Below are 26,520 nucleotides of genomic sequence, written 5' to 3' on the forward strand. Positions count from 1 at the left end.
ATTCGTTTGCATGAAGATGAGTGCAGTGGCTTGCTGATCGTCCACGCGACGCGGACAAACCCATATGAGCGACATGCCGACCAGCCGATTTCCTGCCCTGAGCCTGGCGGTCGCGATGATGATCGCCGGCACGGTCGGTGCCTTTGTCACGGAGGCGGGGGTCGATCCCATCACCACCGTCTTCTGGCGCTGCGTTTTCGCCACGCTGTTCCTGGGCGCATGGTGCCTGCTGCGCGGCTACCTGCCGGATCCTCGCCTTTCCAGGGCCAGGCTGTTACGCGCGGCGCTCTGCGGCGTCTGCATGGTGCTGAGCTGGGTCTTCTTCTTTGCCGGTTTTGCCCGCACCTCGATCGCCGTCATGACGATCATCTATCACATCCAGCCGTTCTTCGTGGTCTTGATCGGCGTGGTGTTTCTCAAGGAGCGGGTCAGCGCTGACCAGGTCGTCTGGATGGTTCTGGCCTTTGTCGGAGTCGTGCTGGCGAGCGGTCTTGTCGCTTCAAATACCGTAATCACCGCGAGCTGGGCCATGGGCATCCTCATGGCGCTCGGCGGCGCGCTGCTCTATGCGATCGTGACGGTCCTCGCCAAGGGGCTCGGCGAGCAGCGCCCGGAAGTGACGGTGTTGTGCCAGACCGTCGTGGGCGCGCTCATGCTGGCCCCGCTGGCGAATTTCTCGCAAAGCATTGCGATCACGTCCTGGGGATGGTTGATCGGCATTGGCGTGCTGCACACTGGCGTCGCTTATGTGATGATGTTTTCGGCCTATCCGCGCCTTTCCACGCCGGTCATCGGCGTGCTGACCTTCATCTATCCCGTGGTCGCCATTCTCATCGACTGGGCGATCTATGATCATCCGATCGGGCTGCCGCAGGCGATCGGCATGGTGATGATCGCGTCCGCGACATTGGGTGTGCGTCTCGGGTGGCGTTTTCCGGGACGGGCGGCATCCATATCTCCCGCCGAATAGCTTGCTGCACGGTCTGGTGTCACACAGCCTTCAAGCCGGAAACCTACAGAGCTGCTCTAACGTCCTTTCCCTGGAGCAGCCGTGGCCTACGAACGAAACGACGCCTTTGCCGAGACATTCACCGAAATCGGCAGGAGCGGGCCTCCCCATTATCTCAACCGTCGCTTCGACGCGGATGGCACATTCCTGCCGCAGCCTGGAAACACCATCGTCAGCCATGTCATCGACGGTTCGGCAACGCAGCGAGCGCTGGCGCGTGTACGTGAGGCGCTCAAGGCACTGCCTTACGGCGACCGCTTTGCCTATACGCCGGTTTCCAGCCTGCACATGACCGTCTTCCAGGGCACGATCGAAGGGCGGCGCAAGCCGGCCTACTGGCCGCAGGAGCTCGCCTTCGAGGCACCGATCGACGAGACCACGACCTTCTTTCTCGAGCGCCTGAAAGCCTTTCCGGAAGCGTCGGAATTTCGCATGCGGCCCGTTGAAGTCACTCCGCTGGGGTTGGTCGTGACCGGTGCCACGCTTACAGACGAACAGAGCATTCGCGCGCTGCGTGACCGGCTGACCGTGCCTTTCGGCTATAGCCACCCGGATCACGACAGCTATACCTTCCACATCACGCTTGCCTATCTCAAAGCATGGCTGCCGGCAGGTGCAGAGACTACTTATCTGCCAGCGCTGGCTGAGCTGACGCGCGAACTTGCAGCGGAGGTCGAGGTGCTTGAACTCGAAGTGCCGGCATTCTGCACCTTCAACGACATGACCGAATTCAAGCCACAGCACTACATTGCCTGAGTGTGCGGCGCGGGCCTGGCCTTTCGTTAAGCTTCAAGTGCTCCGGCGCGGGCATCCTCGCTGCGCTCGCTGCCAACCAGCTTGACGAGATCGTCCCCCTTTCGCGTGATGCGATGTGACCGGCGGGTCAGGATATAGCCATCCTGTGGCGCGAAGATTTCGGCACGGCCGCCGGCTTCGCCTGGCGTGTGCACGATGGTGGCCAGCCTGTCGCCCTTCTTGACCCAGTCGCCGGGCTTCACGTCATAAAGCAAGGCACCGGCCTTGGGGGCGGGCATCATGTCGATGTTTTCGAGCGGCGCGACTACGCCTTCGAAGCGGCCGGGCTTCGGCACCGTGGTGTCGGCAACGACGCCACGCGCGACAAGTAGCCTGTAGAGGCCCGCGGCATCGGCTTCAGCGGTTGCCCCGTTGACGTCGGCAACGCCGCGATATTCGACGGTCGTGACGACAAGGCTCCCGAGCCTTTCCCTGCCGCTGGCCAGATGCGGCTGCAACGATGCTTCCTCGAAGGCCGAGCCGCTTTCGCCTTCCCAAAGCAACACGGCTTCAACACCCATGGCGGCGGCACAATCCTGCATTGCAGGCCACAACACGGCGGGTACGTAGAGATAGGCGGTGCTTTCGTCGTCGCAATGCAGGTCGAGCACGATGTCGTGGCCGACCGATAGCTTGAGCAGCCGTGCCTTCAGGCGCTGGTCGACCGTCGGAAGGTACTCTTCCTCAGGCAGCAGCGAGATATCCGGCTTGTCGATCAGTGGGAAGTCGCGGTTGAAATTGACGCGGTTCGGCAGGTGGAAACGGCCTTCCAGCTCGCCGAAGATGTATTGCGCGCGACCGACCGGATTGGCCCATGGCACGACGGTGATCGAGCCTTTGATGCGACCTTCGGCTTCGGCTTTGGTAAGCAACGGCATCAACGCATCAATGGCAACCGTGCCGGGCAGCTCGCCGGCATGCAATGCCGCTTGCAGATAGGCGGTTGGCGCCTTGCTATCGCTTCCCTTGAAACGGTAGACCGGAAATTCGTAGGCAACGCCCGCGCTGTCGCCGACAAGCCGCTCGATCGTCTTTTCCATGGTCTTCTCCCTTCGGGAGCAATTCCAGCAAAAGTGGGTAGCGGTTGCGTCCGGAATTGCGTCAAACAAAAATCAGAGCGTTTGCTCGTTTTCGAGAATAACGGAAACACTCAAGTGATTGCCGTTCTTGCCGTGCATACGGGTGCATGTCGAGTGGTCCAGCGCTGCGGACGATGAGCGCAGCGCTGGATCCGGCATTGCCGATCAGACGAGCGGCTTGAGTTCCTGCGCAATCGTTGGCAGCAGCTCGGCGACATTGGGATGGATGTGCACGGCACGTTGCAGTGTCCTCACCGGCGCCCTGGCGTACATCAGGTCGAGCACACAATGCACCACCTCGTCGCCCCCGGGTCCCAGCACGGAACAACCGAGGATTTCGCCACTGTCGGCATCGACCAGGATCTTCATGAACCCTTGCGTCTCACCCTTTTCCACCGCCCGGCCAACTCTGGTCATCGGGCGCTGGCCAACCAAAGCGCGACGACCGGACCTGCGCACGGCTGCCTCGGTCATGCCGGCACGGCCAAGTGGCGGATCGGTATAGAGCGCATAGGCCTCGATACGATCACTGACTTTGCGAGGATCGTTGTCGAGCAGGTTTGCGGCAACGATTTCGTAGTCGTTGTAGGAGGTGTGCGTGAAGGCACCCTTGCCGTTGCAGTCGCCCATTGCCCAGATATGCGGCACGCTGGTGTGCAACTGATCGTCCACCTCGACGAAGCCGCGCTTGTCGACCGTCACGCCAGCCTTGTCGAGGCCAAGGTCGTCGGTGTTTGGAATACGGCCAAGCGCCAGCAGCACATGCGAGGCGATCACGGGCGGCTTGCCCTGCGCAAAGGTGACGGCAGTCTGGTCGTCCTGCCTGGTGAAGGAGATCTCTTCAGCACCGAGGTGCACGGTGATCCCTTCCTTCTCGAACATGGACAGGATGGTTCCGGACACATCCTCATCCTCGCGTCCGATCAGACGAGGGGCTCTTTCGATGACGGTGACCTCAGAGCCAAAACGGCGGAACATCTGCGCGAATTCCAGCGAGATGTAGCTGCCACCGACGACAACGAGATGCCCGGGCAGCACGTCGAGGTCCATGATCGATGAGTTGGTGAGGAAGGTGATGTCGGCGAGGCCGGGCAGGTCCGGCACCGAGGCACGGCCACCGACATTGAGGAAAATCTTCCCCGCGGTGAGCAGGTCATCGCCGACACGAACAGTGTGCGGATCCTCAAAGCGGGCATGGCCGCGGAACAGCGTGCAGCCAGGCATGGATGCGATCCAATCTTCCAATCCCTTGCGGGCGTCGTTGGACACCTTGTCCTTGCGCGCCTTGATCGCTTTCATATCCACGCCGACAGGACCGGAAAGCGTCACGCCATAGTCGGCAGCGCGGCGAGCGAGGTGTGCGGCATAGGCACTGGCAACCATTGTTTTGGTCGGCATGCAGCCGGTGTTGACACAAGTGCCGCCAACCAGCTTGCGCTCGACCAGCGCGACCCTCATGCCGGCAGCACTGAGGCGGCCGGCCAGCGAGGGGCCGGCCTGGCCGCAACCGATGATGATGGCATCGAATGTCCTGGCTGCGCCCGTCATGCGACAGCCATGACGATCAGAAGCGCACCGACGATTGCAATGACATCCTCGACCAGGGCGGCGGGGAGGTCGCGTCCGAAAGCGGCGGCCATCCTGGCGCGCAACTCCGCACCGCCATAGGTCCCGATGACAGCGCCGACGGCACCGGCGATCAGTCCGCCGATCAGTACTCCTCCCGTCGTGCCGACGACAGCGCCGGCAAAAGCGCCTCCGACAAGCCGTGCGCCAAACTGCTGCGGCACCTTGCGGCTTGGCGTGGATGGAAGCTGGTCGGCGATCAGCTCGACAACGGCGAGGACCGAGAAAATGGCGACGGTGATCCAGTGGCCGGTGAAGCTTGCCCAGGTACCGGTCACCGGCAGCCAGCCAAGATAGGTGCCCCAGGCCACCGCGGCGGGCGCCATCATGGTTCGCAAGCCGGCGACGACGCCGATCAGCAGCGCAAGCAGAAAAAGCATCTTAACCCCCTCGATTGACCAGCAGTGGCCACATGAGCAACCTATCATATGAGTGGTATTTGACCATGGCTGCGGTATCGGACGAACGCGTTCGCAACCGCGCTGATCGCGATGCCACGGCGAGCATTCCGGAGACCGGCAATGATGAAAAGTGAACTGCAGAAGATGGCCTCCGGTGAGTGGTACAACTGTGTCGACCCGGAACTTGATGTGTTGGTCTCGCTGCCAGCGAAGCGATCTTCGAGCACAATTCGCTGCCGCCCCGGCAGCGCGGCGACATCGCGCCGGTTCTGCGCGGGCTTTTGGGACTGGCGGGGCAAGGCGTGCGCATCGAAGCGCCTTTCCATTGTGCCTATGGCTTCAATATATTCCTCGGGGATCGCGTTTTCCTGAATGCTTCATGTGTCGTTCTGGACACCGCACCGGTGCATATCGGCAAGGCGACCATGCTTGGTCCGCATGTGCAGATCTATTGTCCCGAACATCACAAGGGGGCGGCCGAACGGCGTTCCGGTCTGGAAATCGGCCGGCCGGTTACAATCGGCGAGAACGCCTGGATCGGCGGAGGTGCCATCATCCTGAGCGGCGTGACGATCGGCGACAACGCCATCGTCGGTGCCGGTTCCGTGGTGACCCGGGACATGCCCGCCGGAGCCACCGTCGTCGGCAATCCTGCTCGGCCAGTTCGCTGAAATCATTGTTCCTGTGGGTTGACAGGCAAGCCGCGGGTCGCGTTACTAGCGTCGTTAATGTTCTCAGGGCGGGGTGAAAGTCCCCACCGGCGGTAAGAGCTTCGGCTCAAGCCCGCGAGCGCTTTCCGGCTTGCCGGAAAGGTCAGCAGATCCGGTGCGATTCCGGAGCCGACGGTTACAGTCCGGATGGAAGAGAACGAGCGGATCAACGGTAGCGCAAGCTGCCGCTTTTCCGTGTCGTGCGTCCTGATTCTGGTTCGAAACGGAAGGAAGGACCCATGAATCAGCAATCCCAGAAACAGTTCGAAACCCGTCGCGTCGCCGTCATTCGCGCACGCTGGCATGCCGATATTGTCGACCAATGCGTCGAAAGCTTTACCAAGGAAATCGAGGCGTTGAGCGGAGGTAGTCTGGTCGTCGACGTCTTCGATGTGCCGGGCGCCTATGAAATTCCGCTGCATGCCAAGACGCTTGCCCAGACAGGCCGCCATGCAGCGGTGCTTGGCGTTGCCTTCGTCGTGAACGGCGGCATCTATCGCCACGAATTCGTGGCGCAGGCAGTGCTGGACGGCATGATGAATGTCCAGCTCGGGACCGGCGTACCGGTGCTGTCAGCTGTGCTGACGCCACACAATTTCCACGACGGCGCCGAGCATCACCGCTTCTTCTTCGAGCATTTCAAGGTCAAAGGCCGCGAAGCGGCCCATGCCTGTGTCGAAATCCTCAAGGCGCGCGAGTTGATCGCGGCTTAAGCAAGAGAATAGGGCAGTAGGGCAGGTCGTTTTCGACTGCCCTACTGCCATTCCCGTTTAGAACAACCCCTCGATCTGTCCCTGATCGTTGAGGAAGATCTTCTCCGACGATGGTTTGGAGGGCAGGCCGGGCATGGTCATGACCTCGCCGCAGATGATGACGACGAAGCCGGCACCGGCAGCAAGACGGACCTCGCGCACCGGAACCGTGTGGCCGGTCGGAGCACCACGCAGGTTCGGATCGGTCGAGAAGGAATACTGCGTCTTGGCCATGCAGACGGGAAGGTTGCCGTAGCCGGCCTGTTCCCACTGGTGCAGCTGATCACGGATCGCCTTGTCGGCGATCGCCTCGTCACCGCGATAGATGCGCTTGACGATGGTGTTGATCTTCTCGAACAGCGGCATGTCGTCGGGATAGAGCGGCGAGAACTGCGAGGCGCCGCTCTCGGCGATCTCCACCACCTTGTGGGCAAGCTCCTCGATGCCGGCGGAGCCCTGCGCCCAGTGCTTGCACAGGATCGCCTCGGCCCCTTGCGCCGCCACGAACGCCTTCATCGCCTCGATCTCGGCATCGGTGTCGGAGACGAAGTGGTTGATGGCAACCACCGCCGGCACGCCGAACTGCTTCACGTTCTCGATGTGACGACCGAGATTGGCGCAGCCTTTCTTCACCGCCTCGATGTTCTCCTGGCCGAGGTCTTCCTTCTTCACCCCGCCATTCATCTTCATGGCGCGCACGGTGGCGACGATGACGGCAGCGGCCGGCTTCAGGCCAGCCTTGCGGCATTTGATGTCGAAGAACTTCTCGGCACCGAGATCGGCACCGAAGCCGGCTTCGGTCACGACATAGTCGGCGAGCTTGAGCGCGGTGGTGGTGGCGACCACCGAGTTGCAGCCATGGGCGATGTTGGCGAAGGGGCCGCCATGCACGAAGGCAGGGTTGTTCTCCAGCGTCTGCACCAGGTTCGGCTGGATGGCATCCTTCAACAGCACCGCCATGGCGCCGTCGGCCTTGAGGTCACGGGCATAGACCGGGGTCTTGTCGCGGCGATAGGCGACGATGATGTCGCCGAGGCGCTTTTCGAGATCCTTCAGGTCGGTGGCAAGGCACAGGATCGCCATCACCTCGGAGGCGACGGTGATGTCAAAGCCGGCCTCGCGCGGGAAACCGTTGGCGACACCGCCGAGCGAGACGATGATCTGGCGCAGCGCGCGGTCGTTCATGTCCATGACGCGGCGCCAGGCGACGCGACGGATGTCGATGCCGAGTTCATTGCCCCAGTAGATGTGGTTGTCGATGAGGGCCGACAGAAGGTTGTGGGCGGTGGTGATGGCGTGGAAGTCGCCGGTGAAGTGCAGGTTCATGTCTTCCATAGGCACGACCTGGGCATAACCGCCGCCGGCGGCACCGCCCTTGACGCCGAAATTGGGTCCGAGCGAGGCTTCGCGGATGCAAACGACGGCCTTCTTGCCGATGCGGTTGAGGCCATCACCCAGACCGACCGTGGTGGTGGTCTTGCCTTCGCCGGCCGGTGTCGGGTTGATGGCGGTGACCAGGATCAGCTTGCCGTCCTTGTTGCCTTTGACCGACTTGATGAACTCGGCCGAGACCTTGGCCTTGTCATGGCCGTAGGGCAGCAGATGCTCGCTCGGAATGCCGATCTTCTCACCGATCGCCTGGATCGGCTGTTTCTTCGCGCTTCGCGCGATCTCGATGTCACTCTTGTAATCGGCCATATCCGGTGATCTCCCAAATCATCAGGCGAGGCATTCGCCGTCGGTGTCGTGCGGCATAGAAGCCGAGTGTGGGCCGTTTCCGCCGTCTCAAAACAGCCGCGCAATACGCGAAATGCGACAGGCTTATCCGGAGCGAATAGTGAATAGGCAGTGGCGAATAGCGCACGGCACAGCGGTGTCTGCCGGCCAGCCTGCGACATAACCACAACCGGCTAACTTCATTCGCTATTCGCTATTGCGCCAGCACGTTGCTGATTTCGACCAGGTTCGAGCGGACGCGCAGGACGTAGAAGCCCATCGTCGTCAGATGCGTGGCGAAGATGCCTGTTTCATCGCTGTTTGCGATAAGCCAGGGCTGGATGCGCAGGGCGGAGACGAACTGGGCATCCATGGTGTCCCACAGGCTCTTGAGGTTCTTCTGCTTGAGCACGTCCTCGTAGTCTGCCTGCGCTGCCATCATCAGTCCGTAATAGGCATAGAGCTGACCATAGGCGAACCAGAAGCGATCATCCGCACGCGGGTCGAAGAAGCCATAATTGTAGTTCTCTGCCCGGTCCTTGAGAATCGCCGAGGTCGAGCCGATGTCGGATGCGATACGGTCGAGATACTGCTTGAGATTGTCGGCGCGGGCATCGAAGACCGCCTGGCAGGCGCCGAGCCTGGCATTGAAAGCACGCAGTTTCTTGATCGCATCACGGTAGTAGCTCGGCGTCGGCGTCTTGGGGCCGAACGGGCTCAGGCCGAAGTACCAGGTGTATTCGTCGAACTGCAGATTGCCGCGGGCATCCTGCAGGTCGCCGTCGATCTGCGACGTGGTGCGGACACGGCCCATATTGTCGGCGAGTTCGGTGGCGGTGCGTCGCACCGCCTGGTTGATGCCACGCTGGAACGAGGCTTTGTTGTCCATGAACGGCGTCTTGTCCCAGTCGTAACCGAAAAGGCCGACCTTGTAGAGGATCATGGAGGAGATCCAGGCGTTCTGGTTCACGTTGAAATCGGTCAGGTCCGCCGCGACGTCTGCAATCGCAGAGCGTCCGCACGATTTGGTCGTGTCGGTGCCGCCGCCGGCAGTCACCTGTTCGCCCGCCGAGACGTTACGGCTTTCGAATTTGTACTTGTCGACATAGTTCGGATCGAAATTGTTCCACCACTGCGTGGCATAGAAGAAGTTGGCGTAGAGGGCGAGGAGGATGAGCAGGCCGACGCCCACCAGGGTCTTCAGGATCCAGCCGCGCTGAAAATACCAGCGGCCGAGCCACATGAACGGCCACAGGATGATGCCGATCAGCAGGCCGATGCCGCGGCCTATCCACTGGAATATCCGGGTGATGAAATTCACGATCGGATCTAGCATGCCGTGGCACCCCCTAGTCGGTCAGGCCATAGAGACGGTTTCTGAACGTCTCCTTGTCCCTGAGATATGTGGTTTTCAGGACGTCGACAACATGTGACCGCCAGGCCTCGCTGAAGCCTTCATAGTCCTTGTAGAAACCCTGTTTGTTGAAGACGTACCTGGCAACGAAATCCGAGGGTACAAAATCCGAGATCAGCCGGTTGGTCAGCCAGGCATCGGCATGCCTTGGTTTGGCACGAACGACCAGGAAGCGCTGCCGGGGCTGCACATCCTCGATCTTGAGCTGGCCAAGCTGGCCGATCTCGCGCTTGGCGGCATTAAGGAAGGGGAAATCGCCGTCACGGTTGATCGTCGAAGCGTTGTTGTGGATCCAGGTCTGCAGCCAGACCTTGTCGACGCTGGACAGATTGCGATCCGGGTCGGAATGCCAGATCAGGTTGCGCACCACCATTTCGGCGCGGTGCTCGAGATAGCCGGAGCTTTCGATCCACGAAGCGCGCGGCAACTCGATACGACCGCTGGAAGCGAGGAAACGGAAGACGGCGTCAGGATCCTTGATCGACAGGTAACTCACCTGCCATGGCCGCGAGCGCCGGAACCCCGGTGCGGCAGGGTCGCCGATGACGGTGGTCACATCGGGGTCAACGAAAACGTACAGCCCGCCGAAATGGCTCGTCCAATAGGCGTTGTGGCGGAAAATGACCTGGTCGGGCACCAGCGCGTTTTCGCGGATGTCGCCGGTGACCTTGGCCAACTCCACCATGCGCTCGAGCATCTTGTTGTCGCGCCAGGCGTTGGGTTCCTGCTTCAGCCGGTCGACCAGCGTGCCGAGTTCCGAAGCCTTGCCGAGGACGTCCTCGGCCGAGAGGACACGGAACTCCACCTGGTTGATGGAGAGCAGATCCTCGATGTCATTCACCGTCGAGACCGAATCCTCGATCTCGCCATAGATGACGTCCTTGATCGTCAGCGCGTCGATGGCGCGGCTGTTCTTCGACATGAACTCGAACATCAGCTGTGAGGTGTTCGAGAAAGCCGTGTGCACCACCGGCAGGTCAATCTGCGACGGGGTCAGGATGATGAACCGGCGGTTGATGCCGTTGGGATCGAGATAGTCATAGTCGCCGCATTCCTCGGCGATCTCGGGTGAGAAACCGGTTCGATCGACGTGAAAACTCTTCAGCCTGGTGGGCTTAAAGCCGAACGCCTTCAGCGCCTTGTTGTAGCGGTCGATGAGATGCGGCTCGTCGACCGGCAGCAGCCGGCCGTAGATGAGTTCGTTGTCGCGCAGGAGGTCCATTATTCCTTCTCCCCGTTCACGGGGAGAAGGTGCCCGAAGGGCGGATGAGGGGCGGCACAGGCAGTCATGGTTGTTTGTCGACACCTGTTGATGCGGGAAGGAATTTGATGTCGTGTGAAGTCATTTTCTGATCCAGCGTGCCGTCGAGCGCGGCGAGAATCGTATCCAGGACCGAGCGTCGGTCTTTGAGAACATCTGCATGCCAAATCCGCAATACGGACCATCCGTTTCCATTCATGGTTTCGTCCCGGAAGCGATCTGTCTGGCTTGTGGCATGCTGGCTACCATCAACTTCGACGACAAGGTTTGCTTCGCGACATGCGAAGTCCGCAAAATACGGGCCGATCGGTAACTGGCGGACAAATTTGTAGCCATTCAGGCGCCTTCCGCGAAGTTCGTACCAGAGCTTTTCCTCGGCCTCATTGTCTACGCGCCGAAGCAATCGCGCTCTTGAGGTTCTGGACTCATTGCCGCCACGCATGGCGCTGCCCCTCATCCGTCACTTCGTGACACCTTCTCCCCGTAAACGGGGAGAAGGAAAGAGATTACGCGTTCCACAGCCCCTTCTTCTTCAACTCCTCCATTTCCCTGACTGCCCTTTCGCGCAGTCGAGCGTCGCGCAGCAGCCTGTCGACCGCCGCATCGTCGGACTTGTCGGCGTAACGGAATTCGGAATCGGCGTAGCGGTTGATCTCCTGCATGATAACGTCCATGTCGAACGGACGACGCAACTCCTCGATCATCGCCTTCTTGTCGTCGTAGCTCTTGTGCATGAAAGCTTCGGGTTTTTCGAACCACTCGTCCGGCAGTTCGATGTCCATGGCACGCATCTTGATGGCGTCGGTGACGTTCTTGATGGCGCGGCCGGTGAAGCGCGGCTCGGCTTCTTTGATCAGGTGCAGGTAGCTGCCGACATCTTCCAGCGTCTTCGGCTCGCCACTCTCCTTGATGAAGCGGTCGTAAACCTTCAGCAGGCCGTCCTCATGCGGCTTGTCATGACCTTCATAAGCCTCCGCCACGGCGCGCTGGATCTCCTGGGCGGCGTAGAGCTTGTGCTCGCCGAGCGGGATCTTGTGGTTCTTGCCGGCAAGCAGCACGAAGATGTCGATATAGTCGTCGCGGGTCTGCGGGCCGTCGACCAGCCAGCGCGCTCCGGCGCGCTGGCGCAGCGCGTCGTCGACATTTTCGGGATAGTTGGAAAACATGCCGAAGGCGCAGTTGCCGCGTACCACCGTGCCGGCGCCGGCAAAGGCATCCATCAGCACGCCGGTGATTTCCTGCTGTCCGGCGGATGCACGGTCGTCGGAACGCTTGGCCGCCACCTGGTCGATGTCGTCGATGGTGCCGAAGCCGATCGCGCGCGGATTGAGCACATTGTTGATGAACTGTCGGCAGTTCTGGCCGGATTTTCCCTGGTAGGACGAGATCTGGTCGACGCCGAAATTCTCATAGGCGAAGGGATAGCCGGCGACCTTGCAATAGTCGTTGACCAGGCCGGCGATCATCTGGATCAGCGTCGTCTTGCCGGTGCCGGGTGCGCCGTCGCCGATGAAGGTGAACAGGAAACCACCGAGTTCGACAAACGGATTCAGCTCCCGGTCGAAGTCGTAGGCCATCAGCATCTTGGCCAGCTTCACCGACTGGTATTTGGCGATGTGATTGCCGACGACCTCTTCGGGTTTCTTGAAGGTCATCACCAGCGGTTTCGACTTCTTGCCGGGCGCGACATCGAACCCATCGATGGTGAAGTCGTCGGTGTCGATGCGAAGGTGTGTGTTCTCGAAGGCGCCAAGCCCGTCGAAGCGGGCCTTGCGTGCAAGCAGGCCATCGATGGCAACGCGCGCAAAGCTCTTCGCACGAGTCAGGAGATCGGCGTCGTCTTTGGTGCCGGCGAGAGCCTTGTCGAGGCCGGCAACAAGAGATTTCACCGCATCCTGCGGCGTGTCGAACAGAAAATCCGGTTCGGCTATGTCGTTCGGCGCCTCACCATCGCCGTCAATGAGCTGAGCCAGATAGGAAGCAAAAGCGAAAGCAGCGACATAGGCGGAGGCGGAAAGCAGCTTCTTGAATTGTGTGGCCTGATCACCCTCGAGTGGTGAACGCGCGTTCTGCGCCTGCATGCTTTCAAGGTCGGTCGAGCGCGCGAAGATGTCGGAAACCGCCAATGCCACGGCAATGCCGCGTCGGGCACGGTAAAGGAGCGTGTGTTGCGGGATCGACATCAACTGATCGTCGGGTCGAATGGAGGCCACTGTCTTCTGCAGCTCGACCTCGCGCGTCTTGCGCAGCGATCCGCTCGAAACCGTTGAGACGAAGCGGCGACCCGTGCCGGCAAGCGCCGTGCCGGATTCGCCGGACGAATCCTCCAGCACGACAATGCGGGTGATGAAGCTCTGCGCGGTGGCGCGGTGCTTCTCGATGTCGGCTTCGGGAATGGTGGTAAGCCCGGTGTCCATTCGATCCCTCGTTACGCAGTCTCGGTCAGGCGGTCAGACGTCGGAAATTACCCGCCCGCCGGACAGGATGTGCACCTTGTAGCCGTTGAATATCTTCTGGGCTTCGCCGGCCGCATAGAGCGCCTGATAGGCTTCGTGCGGTACCAGCGCGTGGTTCTCGAAACTGGAGACACCCTGCCGTGTCGCCTCCAGGTCGTCGGTGTTGATGAAGAATTCCTGCGTCGTCTTCTCGCTTGAGAAAAGGCCGCGGCGGCCGGGCTTTTCACCTTTCGAATAGACCTCCTGGATGGTCCAGGTCAGCAGCCAGGCATTTTCCGGCTTGCGCACCTTGGCCAGTACCTCGGTCACCGTCGAGTTGTTGTCGGTGATGCCGGCGGAATAGAAGGGGCCAAGAACCACGCGCCGCAACTGCTTGGGATGCAACGGCTCGAAATCCTTGTCGAGGTTGACGGCGATCGTCAACGGAGACAACGAGTAGGACGAATTCTTTTCGGTGAAGTCGTCGAAGCGCCGCGCGAGGTCAGGGTTCAACAAGCCGTCCACGGGCAGCGGAATCTCGACCTTTTCATTCAGTCGTCCATCCTTGCCGACCAACTGACGTACGATGTCATCGGAGGAATCTTCCACGGTCACCATATAGATCAGCGGCAGGTTGGCGGTGCCGTCGAAGCTTGCCCAATGCACGAGATAATAGGGCAGGCCGGACTTCGGATTGACCGAGACCTTGGCTGTCTGTGCCAGCGTGAACGGACCGAAGGTCTCGCCGCTCTTGATGTCTTCCAGGTAAAGCCGCTCTGCCATCGACTTCTGCAGCGTCGTCGGGAATTCCTTGTGGCGCAGGATGAAGTCGGCCATTTCGGCGCGCAGCTCGCGCGCTGACGGAATGGTGGCGAGCCGGCTGTCGGCCTGGCGCCGGTCGTTCTCCAGTTCAAGCAGGTTCTGAAAGACCGGATAGCCACTTTCAGCACGGGAGATCTTGAAGGTCTCCATGAAGCCGAGACGGTTGCGCCAGCAGGTGAAAGACTTGTCGAGGCGGCTGATGTACTCGGCCACGATCTTGGCGACGATGCCATGCCGGTAGAGCGGCGAGCGATCGTCGCGCATGAAGATCTCGAGGCCGGACAGGGCAGCCGTTATGGCCGAGAAATAGCGCTCGGCCGCATCGGTTTCGATGCTCATGCCTTGGCTCCCTTCCACGTGAGGGGAGCAAGGTGGTTGGTGAGGTTACAAAAAGGCATCGATGAAAGCGAACTGTCCTGCCGTGCTAGCGCAATTCCAGGAAAAGTGTGCACGGTTTTCCGTTCGGAATTGCGCAAAAACAAAGAGTTAGAGCGTTTCCGCGTTTCCTTGAAAAACGGAAACGCTCTAAGGTCAGGACTGAACATAGTTCGCTGAATTGTGCTTCTTCATGACTTCGTCGAAGCGGCGGGCGAAGGCGTCGTCGGCCAGCTTCTTGCGGCGCTGGATGTCGGCGGTCGCTACCATGTTCTTCTCGTGCATTTCGAGCAGGTCGCCAATGTGTTTCTGGGCGGCGGCGCCAATTCCGGCCATCGTCTCTTCAGCGGTGGTATCCACCTGCGAGCCCAGCGTGTTGATCTTGTGCGCGACATCCTGCTGGGCAGCCGTCTTCAACGAATCCTCCAGCGCCTTGTAGAGCACGATGCGCTGTTCTGTATCGATGGTCAGCTTGTTGATCAGCGTCGACTGCGCGGCGATCTGATTGTTCAACGAATCCACAAAGGTCTGGAACATGGAGGTGTAGCGTTCCAGCGTCTGGCTGGCCGCAAGCAATTCCTGTTCCTTGGCCTGGCGCTCGTTGTATTCCGTCGCGAGCTTGGTGCGATCGCTCTCCAGTGCGGTGCGTTCCTTCTGGCTGGTCGAGGCGGCGATCTTGTTTTCGATGTCGAGCAGCAGCGGGTTCAGTTCCTGGATGCGCTTCTGAACGGCTTCGAGTTCGGCCATGGTCGCCTTGCGGCGTTCGATCACCTGCGAAAGGCTGGTCTCGGAGGTCTTGTAGCGCTGGTCGAGCACTTCCTTCTGCGCTTTCAGGATGCCGACGATCGTGTCGGACTTGGCCAGAAGCTCCTGCAGGTTGCCGGCGAGCGACATGTTGCGCACGCGGTCGGTACGCATGCGCTGCTTCTTCTGCGCCGAAAAGATACCGACGAAGCTTTCCCAGCCGGTGTAGTTCTTCATGCTTTCGAATTCGGAGCCAAAGACATTGGTCGCGTCCTCAAGGCCGATGATCAGATCGGCGATGTTGGCTTCCATTGTCTTCTGCTGCTTGAGAACATCCTGAATGCGGGCATTCTCGATGTCGAAATTGGCGTCGCCGATCTTCTGATCAGCCTTGGCGAGCGTGTCGAGCACGGTACCGGACTGCTCGATCTTGGAACGCATGTCTTCGACGACCTGCCTGGTCTTGGCGATTTCGGTATCGAAGTTTTGCAATGTCGCCATCAGATCCCCCTAGTGGTGGCAAGTCCAAACTGCTCGTTGCAGTGGTGGCGAATATATGTGGGGCGATTGGCGATTGAAAGACGCATACAGTGCTTTCGCCGCGAGCATGGTCATTCGCGGCGATGCTTGCGACGAAAAATCCCTGTTACGGTTTCGGATCGGCTTTCAGATACGCGATGACATTGGCGATCTCAGTGTCGTCCTTCAGGCCCATGTAAGCCATCTTGTTGCCTGGAACCTTCTGTTTCGGGCTGCGCAGATAGTCGGCCAGCGAGGTCTCGTCCCAGACGAGGCCTGCAGCGCCCGCGTCCTTCATGGCCTGCGAATATTTGGCCAGATAGCTTGGCGCGGTGCCGGCGGTGCGGCCGATGACGCCCAGCAGATGCGGTCCGAGCCTGTCCTTTTCGGATGTGGCGTCATGGCAGGCCATGCATTTGTTGAACACTTTCTTGCCGGCGACCGCGTCACCATCCGCGAGCGCGGGCAGGGCAACGAGCGTGGCGAGAATGGCGATGGCTGGGCCGAGTGCCTGGCGTTTCATGATCGTTCCTCGGATGGATAGCAACGCTGTCAGCGTATCAGCAGCCGCCCGCGAACGGCCATAGTACTCTTGGCCGCAGCTTGTAGCCCAACTCGGGAAGAATGCGCCTCAGGGGCGTGAAAAGCCGATGAAATCATCGGGTTGCGCGCGGCCCATCTCCTCCTCCCAGTGACGGCGGCAGAGCGAAACATAGATGTCCTTGCCGATCGCCACCTGCTCGCCCTGCCGGGCGACCTTGCCGTCGGGGCCGAGGCGCACGACCATCGTGGCCTTGCGGCCGCAGCGACAGATGGTGCGTACTTCGCGCAGGTCATCAGCTATTGCCAGAAGGGCGCGCGAACCGGTGAAAAGATTGCCCTGGAAGTCGGTGCGCAGGCCGTAACACATCACGGGAATGCCGAGCCGGTCGGCAACACGCGCGAGCTGCCAGACCTGTTCTTCCTCCAGGAACTGTGCCTCGTCGATGAAGATGCAGTGCACGGTGGTGTGTTCGTGGTGCTCGGCGATGCGGGCATAGAGGTCGTCGCCGCTGCGGAACATTTCCGCCTCCGCCTCCAGGCCGATGCGCGACGAGATGAAACCCGTGTCTCCCTTGCGGTAGTGGCCGGCTACGAACAGCATCGTGGTCATGCCGCTTTCGCGATAATTGTAGGAAGCCTGCAAGAGCATGGTGGTCTTGCCGGCGTTCATGGTTGCGTAGTTGAAATAGAGCTTGGCCATGACCCTTTATGCAGAAGTTGTGAGCGGCGGGGAGGGGCGCTTTCGGACCTTCCACCAAAAAAGCTCGGCCGTGTCGCTGATCGGCCAATGCGCGCCGTCAATCGTATCTCCTGGTGCTTGAAACAACACAAGAATGGTGTTTGGCTGACACAACAAGGCCAGGCGCAGGAATCCGCTTCGCCAAACAAACACAATGGGAGAAAGTTCATGTTGCGCATGAAGTCTATCGTCGCAGGATTCGGCCTGGCTGCCTTGCTGTCCACCAGCGCGGCGTTCGCCGGCGATGCCGCAAGCTGCAAGAAGGTGCGCCTCTCGGATGTCGGCTGGACCGATATCCAGGCGACCACCGGCGTCGCATCCGTGCTGCTCACCGCGCTTGGCTACGAGCCGGAAGTCATCCAGCTCTCGGTGCCGGTCACCTATGCCTCGCTGAAAAACAAGGATCTCGACGTCTTCCTCGGCAACTGGATGCCGTCGATGACCAACGACATCAAGGATTATACAGCCGACGGTTCGGTCGAGACCATTTCGGAGAACCTTTCGGGCGCCGGTTACGGCATCGTTGTGCCGACCTATGTTGCCGAAGGCGGCGTGAAAACGCTGACCGACCTCGGCAAGTTCAAGGACAAGTTTGAGGGCAAGATCTACGGCATCGAGGCCGGCAATGACGGCAACCGCATCATCCTCGACATGATCAAGAATCCTGCTGACAACCTGCAGGGTTTCGAACTGGTCGAATCCTCGGAGGCCGGCATGCTGACGCAGGCCGAGCAGTCGATGAAGGAAAACAAGTGGATCGCCTTCCTCGGCTGGACACCGCATCCGGTGATGGGCGCCATGAAGATCACCTATCTCGATGGTATGGGTGACTCCGGCTTCGGCGCGGCGACCGTCTCGACCAATGTTCGCAAGGGCTATCTGCAGGAGTGCCCGAATGCGGGTGCCTTCATCAAGAACCTGAAGTTCAATCTGGATATGGAAGGCCAGATGATGGATGGCATCCTCAAGGGCGGCAATGCCAACGACGTCGCAAAGGACTGGCTGAAAAAGAACCCGGACGCTGCAACGCCCTGGCTTGCCGGCGTGACGACCTTTGATGGTGGCGATGCGGCTGCTGCTGTGAAAAGCGCGATCGGCGGCTGACCGAAATCGCTCTTTCCGTGAAAAACGGAAACGCTCTAGGTAGGGCAGCCGCCCGTCGGGGGCTGCCCTTTTTTGCAGGCTGTGACAAGATAACGATGCCTCGAGGGTAGGACGGAGGCATGACGAGGGAGGGCAGATGGATCCCGTTTCGAATTTCCTGGTCGCTTGGAAAATACCGGTCGGCTTGTGGGGAAAGGCGTTCTTCACGTTCCTCACTGACAACTTCAACACCATTTTCCGCGGTTTCTCGAACGGGCTGAACACGCTGCTCGACGGCATCGTCAATCTGCTTCTGATGATGCCGCCTGTTGTCGTCGTCCTGCTGATCGCGCTGCTTGCGTGGTGGCTGCAGCGCTCCAGGGCGCTGGCGATCGGCGTCCTGCTCAGCCTGCTCTTCATCATCAACCAGGGCCTGTGGAAACAGACCGTCCAGACGCTCGTTCTCGTCGTTGCCGCTGCCGCCGCCTCCATGGCGATCGGCGTGCCGCTTGGCATCTGGGCCGCTCACAAGCCGAAGGTCTACAGGGTCATGCTGCCGGTCCTGGACCTGATGCAGACGCTGCCGACCTTCGTCTATCTGATCCCGGTGCTCACCCTGTTCGGACTTGGCAACGCTCCGGGTCTCATCGTCACCATCATCTTCGTTATTCCAACGGCGGTGCGCCTGACTCACCTGGGTGTCACCTCGGTGCCGAAAGCGATCATCGAGGCCGGCGAAGCCTTTGGTGCCACCAAACGCCAGCTTCTGTGGAAGGTCGAACTGCCGGCGGCGCTGCCGACCATCATGGCGGGATTGACCCAGTGCATCATGCTGTCGCTGTCGATGGTGGTGTTCGCCGCGCTGATCGGCGCCGGCGGCCTTGGCACCGAGATCAACCGCGCACTTGGCTCACGCAAGATCGACCTTGGACTTGAAGCTGGTCTTGCCATCGTGGTGCTGGCGATCGTGCTCGACCGCATGACGCGTATCGGCGTGGGAGGCAAGAAATGACTGTTGCCGTCGATTTCAAGAATGTCGACATCGTTTTCGGCCCGGATACGCGCGATGCGCTGGCAATGGTCGACAAAGGAGCGACCCGCGCGGAGATCCTGGAGCAGACCGGCAATGTTCTGGGTTGTGCCGGAGCCAATCTCACCGTCAATGAAGGTGAGATATCCGTGCTGATGGGGCTGTCCGGTTCCGGCAAGTCGACGCTGCTGCGTGCCGTCAACCGGCTCAACATCGTCAGCCGTGGCCAGGTGATGGTAAAGAATGGCAACGGCATGGTCGACGTCGTCTCCTGCGACGAGGCGACATTGCGCCAATTGCGCCAGCATCAGGTCGCCATGGTGTTCCAGCAGTTCGGTCTTTTGCCCTGGCGCACCGTGGAGGAGAATGTCGGTCTGGGCCTCGAACTTGCCGGTGTACCGGAAGCTGAACGCAAGACGCGCGTGGAGAAGCAGCTCAAGCTCGTCAACCTCGATCCGTGGGCGAAAAAGTACGCGCATGAGCTGTCCGGCGGCATGCAGCAGCGCGTCGGCCTGGCCCGGGCCTTCGCCACGGAAGCGCCGATCCTGCTGATGGATGAACCCTTCTCGGCACTCGATCCGCTGATCCGCACCAAGCTGCAGGACGAACTGCTGCAACTGCAGAAGACGCTGAAGAAGACCATCATCTTCGTCAGCCATGATCTCGAGGAAGCACTCAAGATCGGCAATACGATCACCATCATGGAAGGCGGGCGCATCGTGCAGTCCGGCCCACCCGAAGACATCGTGCTGAAGCCGGCCAACGACTATGTGCGTGAGTTCATCTCCAACGTGAATCCGCTCTCTGTGCTGACTGCGTGGAATGTCATGCGCGATCGTCGCGACCTGGAAACCGCGGATGATGGGTGGATCTGGCTCGACCGGCGCAAGACGACGCGGTTCAAGATCGACAGCCACGGGCTGGTGGCTGCCGCGGAACGCGATGGCAAGCCGGCGGTTTGGATTTCCTGCGCTGACGTGGAACGCCAGCCCGACGAGGCATCGCAGGTATTCTGGGCGACGCCTGGAACGTCGCTGAAGACGGTGATGCTTGCGATGCACCGCTCGCAGACTGCGCCGGTGGCACTGTTCGACGACCAGTCGCGGTTCGTCGGCGCCATCGGTATTCGCGACGTGCTGTCGGCTGTTCTGCGGCGCTAGAGCAATTCCGCGTTTCCGTGAAAGCGGAAACGCTCCAGGGACATCAGGCAGGCCGTATCGTTCCTGAAGTTCCGCTGTGCGCAGGTCGTCCTGCCGCGCATTCGAATATAATCATGTTATGCCAGAGCCTCCTCACCCGATGGTCCATCGGGGCAGGGCAGGCTTGCTGGTTTTCGATTCCGACCCATATCGCCCGTCGGGTTCCTGGGAGGGAATGAGATGAGTGCCCGGAATGCTCCTGCTGCAGTTCGTATCGCATATTGGTTCTGGATCGTCGCGATCATCACCGCGCTGACCGAACTGGCCGCCCGTTTCCTGAGTGACCCGCGTGGGCCGATGCAGGCCCTTTCCGAGAGCGGCACCGAACTTGCGGTGCGCACCTGTGCTTATGTGCTGCTGTTTTCGCTGGCGACCTTCATGCGGCGCGGCTCCAACGTCGCGCGTCACCTGCTGACGCTGATCTATGGCGGCCTCGGTACGCTTTCCCTGGTTCTGGAACCGATCATGTGGGTCGCGGACGGTGGTGATGCACTGAGCTTCATCAGTGAAGCCAGTCTTGCGATGTGGTCGATGATTATCAGCCGCATCCTGCATATCTTGGCCGTCTGGGGTGGTGTCATCTTCGCCTACCGCAGTGACGCCGGCGCGTACTTCCGTCGCGCGCCAACAGCGCAGACCGCCCGGCCTAGGTAGCGAGTGGCAGGCGCAGTTCGGTCTGAAGCCCGCCTTCCGGATGGTTTGACAGATAGATTTCGCCGCCGGCGGCGCGAGCAATGTTGCGGGCGATCGTCAAGCCGAGGCCGAGACCACCCGTCTCGCGATTGCGCGATTTCTCCAGCCGGATGAACGGGCTGAACACGGCATCGAGCTTGGCCTGCGGTATGCCGGGGCCTTCGTCCCGGATGACCAGGGCAATCTGGTTATCCGAATGGTGCAGGCTGAGCTGCGCTCGCTGACCATAGGTCACCGCATTCTGGACGAGGTTGGTGACGCATCGCCTGAGCGCGACCGGTCTCGCCCTGCATATCAGTTCACGCGAAGGCAGTTCGTTGTCATCCAGCGTCACGTCCGGGAAGCCGTCGGCAATCGACTCCACAAGGGATACGAAATCGATGCGCTCGCTCTTCTCTTCGGCCACCTCGAAGGTGGCGAAGTCGATGACGGAGCGGGCGATGTCCTCGATATCGCCGAGGTCCCTGGCAAGGTCTTCGCGCAGCTTCGATTTGCGCAGCAGCGCAAGCCGCAGGCGCATGCGGGTGAGCGGGGTGCGCAGGTCGTGCGCCAGCGCAGCCGCCAGCTGTTCGCGGTCCTCGACATATTCGCGCAGCCGCGACTGCATCACATTGATGGCGCGCGCCGCGGTTCTGATCTCACGACTGCCGGCTTCGGATATCGCAGGACTTTTCAGATCCTTGCTGATGCGCTTCACCGCCGTTTCCATGATCCTGTAGGGCGCGGTCAGGCGACGGATGGACCAGACCGACATCACAACCACCAGCCCGGCCATGATGCCGTAGAGCGGCAGGCTTTCCGGACTCAACACCGGTCCCGGCGGGATGATCGGTTCGGTGAAGTTCAGCCATTGACCGTCGGAGAACTGGATCGAGGCGGTCAGCTTGTCGCTGTGCGCAAAACCTGCGGAGAGCGTTAGCAGATCCTTCTCCACCTGGCCGATGTCGGTGCCTGGCCTGCGCGGCGGCTTTTCGGATTCGGTGGCGGCGTCACGCCGCACTCTCGCTTCGATGACGCCGAAGCGAGACAGGCGACTGACGAGAATATCTTCCAGTTCCGCCAGTTGATCGTCCTGGGCGATTGACGACGCGACGACCGGCGTGTCCGAAACCGTCAGTGCGTAGCTGGTGCTTGCCACCCCTGAAGCCATGCGCTTGCGGTCCACCGGTGTGGCCGAATAGAGCAGTTGCACGACGGCGAAGGCACGATCGTTCAGCCGATAATAGTCGACGACGTCGGATGCCGCGGCGCGGTCGCGCGCAACGATGTAGAGGGTCGCAACCTGGCTGACGAGCAGGCTGGCGATCACCACCAACAGGACCCAGGCAGGCAGGGTCTGAGGCAGGAATCGCTTCATTCGCTGACGGTCTCGGGAATGAACTGGTAGCCGCCGCTGCGTACCGTCTGAATCAACTGCGGCGTCTTTGGATCGTCTTCCATCTTGCGACGCAACCGGCTGACCAGGATGTCGATGCTGCGGTCGTAGGCGATGGCGCCATCGCCGCCCGAAAGCTCGATGAGCTGATCGCGGGTCAGCACGCGCTGGGCACTCTTGACGAACGTATGCAGCAGATTGAACTCGGCGGCGGTCAGTTCCACCCGCACATCGCCGGGCGCCACCAGGCTGCGGCGCGAACAATCCATGGTCCAGCCTGCAAAACGGTAAATCTGCCGGGGCGGCAGGCGCTTTGCTTCGACAGCTCCGCCGTTGCGCCTCAGCACGGCCCGGATCCGTGCCAGCAATTCGCGCGGGTCGAACGGTTTCGGCAGGTAGTCATCGGCCCCCATCTCGAGGCCGACGACGCGGTCGGTGGTCTCGTTGACCGCCGTCAGCATGATGATCGGGATGTCCTGGTTGGCGCTACGCAGTTCGCGGCAGAGTTCGAGGCCGCTCTTGCCCGGCAGCATCACGTCGAGAACGACCAGGTCGAAATGACCACGCCGCATGACGGTTTCCATTTCGGTGCCGTCGCGTGCCACCGAGGTGCGCAGGCCGCGTTTCTCGAAGAATTCCTGCAGCAGATCGCGGATGCCCCTGTCGTCGTCGACGATGAGAATATGCGGATCGGTTTTCACTCAATACCTGTCTTCTGGACCGGTCTCTCGGCCGGCGGCGAGGTCGTGATTTGCGTCATATAGGATAGGACCGCCCGGGTGTCTTGGCCAGCGGATCGACAAAAAGTCCGCAGAAACAATCCAGAAACAAAATTCAACAAACTGGAAAAACTCCTGAAAAAAATCAATGGCATAACAGTAACCGCAGCGGCCAGAACACCGGTCGCGGCGCCTCGCCACAGGGAGACCAGGACCCGGCCATGCCAAGAAGTTCGTATCGATGGATGGGAGCGCTGTTCGGCATTTCGCTCGCCATGGTCGGTGCCGGACATTCGAACGCGGAAGCTGCGATCACCCGAAGCGAACGTTGCAACCGGCTAAGTCGACAGCTCGACGAGGCCATCGAAAACCACGCCCAGGCGGTGCAGGTCGCCCAGGCAAAGGTGCTCCAGAAAAAGGCGACCCGCTACTGCGCCGATCACAAGCAGGCGCAGGGTATCCGGACTTTCGCCAACGCACTGAAGCTCCTCGGAGTGACACCGGACGATTCCAGCCAGTGAAGCTCGAAACCCAGCCTGCGAACAAAGGAAAGCAGATCATGAAAAAGACCCTTCTCTCCGCTCTCGGCCTCGCCGTTGCTCTCGCCTTCTCGATGCCAGTTCTCGGCACTTCCGCCGCCAACGCCGCTTCGGCGACCGCGACGACAACGACGACCGCCCCAGCGGCTGCCCCGGCGGCTACCGCCACCACGACCGCCAAGAAGCCGGTCGAGAAGATGGCGGTCAAGAAGGTGAAGAAGCACAAGAAGGCTGCCAAGAAGGCCGAAGCCAAGAAGACGATGTAATTCGTCCTGGCGACCTCGAGGCCGTCTTCGAACCCCCTCACGAAGGCGGCCTTGCCACTTAGGACTAAGACCCGCCGCGGCCATGCGGGCCACAGCGGAAAGGCGCTCCGACGCGCAGAACGGGTGACGCCCGAGCGGCCCACCCGCTGTTCCGCCCCAGCACCAGGGTTCTCGAAGACCGCTGGCAGTCGGCCCTCGGCCGTGCCTCCGGACAGGCCCGCGCAACCAGGAACAACTCCCATGAAGAAGTCCATCCTTTCAGCTCTCGGCCTTGCTGTCGCGCTCGCTTTCGCGGTTCCTGCCCTCGGCACAGGCACGGCAAATGCCGCCGAAGTCGCCAAGCATGTCGTGCACAAGAAGCATCACCGTCACCACAGCGTTGCGCACAAGAGGCATCACGCAAGCAGGCATCACGCCCGTAAGCATCATCGGCATCATGCCCGTCGGCACCATGTCCACATGGCCGCCAAGAAGGTGTGAGCACTCCCGACCGACAGGCTAAGAAAGGCCGCCTCCGGTATCCGGAGAGCGGCCCTCTTTTTACCGATGTCGATGCGCGTGGTTGTCTTCGCGGTCCGATCGCAAGGCTGAACGCTCCGTTTCCTAGCGGCCCTCGCGATACCACATGCTGCCCATCGCCAGGAGCAGCAGGCCCAGGCCAAGGAAACCGCCGAAAAGCGGAACACGCGAGACAGCCTTCAGCACGCTGTCATTCGTGGTTCGCAGGCCGATCCAGTCGCGACCTGCCGCTTCAGCCTGGTCCCTGATCGGCACGATCGAGGGCAAGGTAACATCACCGCCGGTGCCGGCGGCCACACGGCGCACGCTGCCGCCCGTGGCCTCGGCTGCGGGTTTCAGGATGTTCTCCGTCGAAACCACGTCGCCGAATTCCGGTGCATTGACTGGACCGACATGCGCCAGCGCGGTGAGATCGCCGCTTGCGACCTGATAGAGCCCGATCTCGCTCACTTCGACACTGCCGCTGAAGATGCCGGGTTCCGATTTCTGCAGCTTGATCGTCAGGGCCTTGCCGGACGGTGTGATGATGCGCGCGCTGCCGGGGTCCTCGCTCATGGTCTGGCGGCGGACTTCGAGCGTCATGCCTCGACCCTCCGTGGTCAGGCGTTCCTCTTCGAGCTCCGGCTCCTTCATCAGCCAATGCGCGATCCGGCGATAGAGCTGCACATAGGGGCCACCGCCTTCGAAACCGCGAGCCCACAGCCAACCCTGGTCGGACAGCAGCATGCCGACACGACCTTCGCCCTTGCGGTCAAGCACCAGCAGTGGGCGATCGTCGGCGCCTTTCATGACAACCTCGCCCTCCGGCCTGTCGATGCCGATGGTGCGGAACCAGCGCCCCCAGCGTGGTGGGTTGAGCTCGGAGCCCTCCAGGCCTCGTGTGACGGGGTGGCGTTGGCCGAGGTCGGTCAAGCGCGGATAGAAGGACTTGTCGATCACTTCACCCGTGGGCATGCCGGGCAGGGCTCCCATCAGGGGTGTGCGTGCGATGCTGGCCTGGCCACCATACTCCGGACCGGCGGCGATGAGCAGCGCGCCGCCTTTTTCGACATATTCCGTGATGTAGTCGTAGTAGAGGGTCGGCAGCACATCGCGGTGCTGATAGCGATCGAAAATGATCAGATCGAACTCGTTGATCTTCTCCACGAACAGTTCGCGGACAGGAAAAGCAATCAGCGACAATTCATTGATCGGCGTCCCATCCTGTTTTTCCGGCGGCCGCAGGATGGTGAAGTGAACCAGGTCCACCGAAGCATCTGATTTCAGCAGATTGCGCCAGGTGCGCTCGCCAGCGTGCGGCTCTCCCGAAACGAGCAGGACGCGCAGATTCTCGCGGATGCCGTCCACCAGCGCGATCGTGCGGTTGTTTACATCGGTGAGTTCGCCGTCTTCCTTCGGAATGGCAAGCTCGACGATGTTGCGGCCCGCAGTCGGGATCGTGACCTGCAGGGGCATTTCCTGACCAATGAAGGCGCGTTCGACGGCCACCTGCTGGCCGTTGACGGAAACACGCACTTCAACCGGCCCGGTCTGGCCGTCGGTGGCAATGACGCGATAAGTCATGTCGAGCGGCTTGCCGACCAGTCCGAAGCGAGGTGCCTTGTCGAAGCGGACGCGGCGGTCCTTCTCGCCTTCCTGGCCGGTGATCAGCGCGTGCAGCGGGGCGTTGAGTTCCGAACGTCCGGCCGGCACGTCGTGCACTTCGCCGTCTGTGATCATCACCGCACCGGCGACACGCGACGGCGGCACGTCGCGCAGCGCGCCGTTCAAGGCCGAGAACAGTCTTGTCTCGGTACGCTCTTCGGCTGCTCCACTCTTGCCCGCTTCGACAACACGCACGTCGAATTGCTTGAAACGGGCAATCCGTTCCTTCAGGCCGGCAAGGGCTGCATCCGTCTGCGCCTTGCGATCGCCGATATCTTGGCTCTGGCTGCGGTCGACGACGACAGCCACGACGCTTTTCAAAGCTTCGCGCTCCTCATCGAGCAGAACAGGGTTCAGGAGAGCGAGCGCAAAGGCGGCGAGCGCTGCAAGACGCAGGTAAGCGCCCCGCTGCCGGAACCACAGACCCGCGCCCGCGATAAGCGCCAGTGGTGCGAGGATCGCTGCCAGCAGCGGCCAGGAGAGCAGGGGGTCCAATGCGACCGACCAGTTCAT

At 61.0% G+C, this 26,520-nt stretch carries 26 protein-coding genes, 1 pseudogene and 1 riboswitch; of the genes and pseudogenes, 12 read left to right on the plus strand and 15 right to left on the minus strand.

What is annotated here, in order from left to right; translation table 11 throughout:
• The first annotated feature begins 64 nt into the window (after nucleotides 1-64).
• Together C1M53_RS19715 and C1M53_RS19720 are read left to right on the plus strand one after the other, a co-directional pair.
• On the plus strand, nucleotides 65-970 hold the full coding sequence (locus tag C1M53_RS19715) for an EamA family transporter (protein ID WP_129413775.1): 906 nt from the start codon (nucleotides 65-67) through the stop codon (nucleotides 968-970).
• An 81-nt stretch (nucleotides 971-1,051) separates the two neighbouring features.
• Nucleotides 1,052-1,765, plus strand: coding sequence for a DUF1868 domain-containing protein (locus tag C1M53_RS19720; RefSeq protein WP_129413776.1), 714 nt, complete (start codon nucleotides 1,052-1,054; stop codon nucleotides 1,763-1,765).
• Nucleotides 1,766-1,791: 26 nt separating this feature from the next.
• On the opposite strand, the gene C1M53_RS19725 is transcribed toward C1M53_RS19720, so the two are convergent.
• The 3 genes from C1M53_RS19725 to C1M53_RS19735 all read right to left on the minus strand — a co-directional run bounded on the left by C1M53_RS19725 (nucleotide 1,792) and on the right by C1M53_RS19735 (nucleotide 4,889).
• A complete protein-coding gene (locus tag C1M53_RS19725) occupies nucleotides 1,792-2,844 on the minus strand; it encodes a succinylglutamate desuccinylase/aspartoacylase family protein (RefSeq protein ID WP_129413777.1) in 1,053 nt (350 codons plus the stop codon).
• A 204-nt stretch (nucleotides 2,845-3,048) separates the two neighbouring features.
• Nucleotides 3,049-4,431 carry an FAD-containing oxidoreductase gene (locus C1M53_RS19730; RefSeq protein WP_129413778.1) on the minus strand — a complete coding sequence of 461 codons (1,383 nt, stop codon included), beginning with the start codon at nucleotides 4,429-4,431 and terminating at the stop codon, nucleotides 3,049-3,051.
• Nucleotides 4,428-4,889, minus strand: coding sequence for a DUF4126 domain-containing protein (locus C1M53_RS19735; RefSeq protein WP_129413779.1), 462 nt, complete (start codon nucleotides 4,887-4,889; stop codon nucleotides 4,428-4,430). Before C1M53_RS19735 ends, C1M53_RS19730 begins: the two co-directional genes overlap by 4 nt.
• 32 nt (nucleotides 4,890-4,921) lie before the next feature.
• On the opposite strand from C1M53_RS19735, the gene C1M53_RS32375 reads away from it, so the two are divergent.
• The 3 genes and pseudogenes from C1M53_RS32375 to C1M53_RS19745 all read left to right on the plus strand — a co-directional run bounded on the left by C1M53_RS32375 (nucleotide 4,922) and on the right by C1M53_RS19745 (nucleotide 6,333).
• A complete protein-coding gene (locus C1M53_RS32375; protein ID WP_281040904.1) occupies nucleotides 4,922-5,044 on the plus strand; it encodes a hypothetical protein in 123 nt (40 codons plus the stop codon).
• Nucleotides 5,031-5,581: pseudogene (locus C1M53_RS19740) on the plus strand (sugar O-acetyltransferase). The gene C1M53_RS32375 and the pseudogene C1M53_RS19740 overlap by 14 nt, the downstream one beginning before the upstream one ends.
• A 55-nt stretch (nucleotides 5,582-5,636) precedes the next feature.
• A riboswitch (FMN riboswitch) is annotated at nucleotides 5,637-5,783 on the plus strand.
• Between the two features lie 76 nt (nucleotides 5,784-5,859).
• Nucleotides 5,860-6,333 (plus strand): 6,7-dimethyl-8-ribityllumazine synthase, encoded by a 474-nt coding sequence (locus tag C1M53_RS19745; RefSeq protein ID WP_129413780.1) that lies wholly within the window; start codon nucleotides 5,860-5,862, stop codon nucleotides 6,331-6,333.
• Between the two features lie 57 nt (nucleotides 6,334-6,390).
• Here the strand turns inward: C1M53_RS19745 and C1M53_RS19750 are convergent, their stop codons facing one another.
• The 9 genes from C1M53_RS19750 to C1M53_RS19790 form a co-directional block, all read right to left on the minus strand.
• Nucleotides 6,391-8,070 (minus strand): formate--tetrahydrofolate ligase, encoded by a 1,680-nt coding sequence (locus C1M53_RS19750; RefSeq protein ID WP_129413781.1) that lies wholly within the window; start codon nucleotides 8,068-8,070, stop codon nucleotides 6,391-6,393.
• Nucleotides 8,071-8,302: 232 nt separating this feature from the next.
• On the minus strand, nucleotides 8,303-9,424 hold the full coding sequence (locus C1M53_RS19755) for a DUF2333 family protein (protein ID WP_129413782.1): 1,122 nt from the start codon (nucleotides 9,422-9,424) through the stop codon (nucleotides 8,303-8,305).
• Nucleotides 9,425-9,437: 13 nt separating this feature from the next.
• Complete coding sequence (locus C1M53_RS19760; protein WP_129413783.1) at nucleotides 9,438-10,724, minus strand: DUF6638 family protein; 1,287 nt, start codon at nucleotides 10,722-10,724, stop codon at nucleotides 9,438-9,440.
• 64 nt (nucleotides 10,725-10,788) lie between these two features.
• A complete protein-coding gene (locus C1M53_RS19765; RefSeq protein WP_129413784.1) occupies nucleotides 10,789-11,205 on the minus strand; it encodes a DUF559 domain-containing protein in 417 nt (138 codons plus the stop codon).
• A gap of 64 nt (nucleotides 11,206-11,269) precedes the next feature.
• Nucleotides 11,270-13,180 (minus strand): AAA family ATPase, encoded by a 1,911-nt coding sequence (locus C1M53_RS19770; protein ID WP_129413785.1) that lies wholly within the window; start codon nucleotides 13,178-13,180, stop codon nucleotides 11,270-11,272.
• A 33-nt stretch (nucleotides 13,181-13,213) separates the two neighbouring features.
• On the minus strand, nucleotides 13,214-14,359 hold the full coding sequence (locus C1M53_RS19775) for a hypothetical protein (RefSeq protein WP_129413786.1): 1,146 nt from the start codon (nucleotides 14,357-14,359) through the stop codon (nucleotides 13,214-13,216).
• A gap of 192 nt (nucleotides 14,360-14,551) precedes the next feature.
• On the minus strand, nucleotides 14,552-15,640 hold the full coding sequence (locus C1M53_RS19780; RefSeq protein WP_129413787.1) for a hypothetical protein: 1,089 nt from the start codon (nucleotides 15,638-15,640) through the stop codon (nucleotides 14,552-14,554).
• Between the two features lie 145 nt (nucleotides 15,641-15,785).
• On the minus strand, nucleotides 15,786-16,181 hold the full coding sequence (locus tag C1M53_RS19785; protein WP_129413788.1) for a cytochrome c family protein: 396 nt from the start codon (nucleotides 16,179-16,181) through the stop codon (nucleotides 15,786-15,788).
• A 108-nt stretch (nucleotides 16,182-16,289) separates the two neighbouring features.
• Entirely contained in the window at nucleotides 16,290-16,901 is a 612-nt protein-coding gene (locus C1M53_RS19790) for a thymidine kinase (RefSeq protein WP_129413789.1), read from the minus strand.
• Nucleotides 16,902-17,108: 207 nt separating this feature from the next.
• Between C1M53_RS19790 and choX the strand changes: the two genes are divergently transcribed.
• The 4 genes from choX (at nucleotide 17,109) to C1M53_RS19810 (ending at nucleotide 20,906) form a co-directional block, all read left to right on the plus strand.
• Nucleotides 17,109-18,044, plus strand: coding sequence for a choline ABC transporter substrate-binding protein (choX, locus tag C1M53_RS19795; RefSeq protein ID WP_129413790.1), 936 nt, complete (start codon nucleotides 17,109-17,111; stop codon nucleotides 18,042-18,044).
• A gap of 136 nt (nucleotides 18,045-18,180) precedes the next feature.
• Nucleotides 18,181-19,035: a choline ABC transporter permease subunit gene (gene choW / locus C1M53_RS19800; RefSeq protein WP_129413791.1), complete on the plus strand. Its 855-nt coding sequence runs from the start codon at nucleotides 18,181-18,183 to the stop codon at nucleotides 19,033-19,035.
• Complete coding sequence (gene choV / locus C1M53_RS19805) at nucleotides 19,032-20,213, plus strand: choline ABC transporter ATP-binding protein (RefSeq protein ID WP_129413792.1); 1,182 nt, start codon at nucleotides 19,032-19,034, stop codon at nucleotides 20,211-20,213. The genes choW and choV overlap by 4 nt, the downstream gene beginning before the upstream one ends.
• A gap of 219 nt (nucleotides 20,214-20,432) precedes the next feature.
• A complete protein-coding gene (locus tag C1M53_RS19810) occupies nucleotides 20,433-20,906 on the plus strand; it encodes a hypothetical protein (protein ID WP_129413793.1) in 474 nt (157 codons plus the stop codon).
• Here the strand turns inward: C1M53_RS19810 and C1M53_RS19815 are convergent.
• Both C1M53_RS19815 and C1M53_RS19820 read right to left on the minus strand, forming a co-directional pair.
• Nucleotides 20,899-22,302, minus strand: coding sequence for an ATP-binding protein (locus C1M53_RS19815; protein ID WP_129413794.1), 1,404 nt, complete (start codon nucleotides 22,300-22,302; stop codon nucleotides 20,899-20,901). The two genes, C1M53_RS19810 and C1M53_RS19815, sit on opposite strands and share 8 nt — an antisense overlap.
• Nucleotides 22,299-23,021 (minus strand): response regulator, encoded by a 723-nt coding sequence (locus C1M53_RS19820; protein ID WP_129413795.1) that lies wholly within the window; start codon nucleotides 23,019-23,021, stop codon nucleotides 22,299-22,301. The genes C1M53_RS19815 and C1M53_RS19820 overlap by 4 nt, the downstream gene beginning before the upstream one ends.
• An 83-nt stretch (nucleotides 23,022-23,104) precedes the next feature.
• Between C1M53_RS19820 and C1M53_RS19825 the strand changes: the two genes are divergently transcribed.
• From C1M53_RS19825 to C1M53_RS19835, 3 genes are all read left to right on the plus strand, one after another.
• Nucleotides 23,105-23,560 carry a hypothetical protein gene (locus C1M53_RS19825; RefSeq protein ID WP_348629998.1) on the plus strand — a complete coding sequence of 152 codons (456 nt, stop codon included), beginning with the start codon at nucleotides 23,105-23,107 and terminating at the stop codon, nucleotides 23,558-23,560.
• Nucleotides 23,561-23,598: 38 nt separating this feature from the next.
• A complete protein-coding gene (locus C1M53_RS19830) occupies nucleotides 23,599-23,844 on the plus strand; it encodes a hypothetical protein (RefSeq protein ID WP_129413796.1) in 246 nt (81 codons plus the stop codon).
• Nucleotides 23,845-24,084: 240 nt separating this feature from the next.
• Entirely contained in the window at nucleotides 24,085-24,324 is a 240-nt protein-coding gene (locus tag C1M53_RS19835; protein ID WP_129413797.1) for a hypothetical protein, read from the plus strand.
• Nucleotides 24,325-24,447: 123 nt separating this feature from the next.
• Here the strand turns inward: C1M53_RS19835 and C1M53_RS19840 are convergent, their stop codons facing one another.
• Nucleotides 24,448-26,520: a hypothetical protein gene (locus C1M53_RS19840; RefSeq protein WP_129413798.1), complete on the minus strand. Its 2,073-nt coding sequence runs from the start codon at nucleotides 26,518-26,520 to the stop codon at nucleotides 24,448-24,450.

The sequence above is a fragment of the Mesorhizobium sp. Pch-S genome (genome assembly GCF_004136315.1).
In the GTDB taxonomy this organism is placed as follows: domain Bacteria; phylum Pseudomonadota; class Alphaproteobacteria; order Rhizobiales; family Rhizobiaceae; genus Mesorhizobium.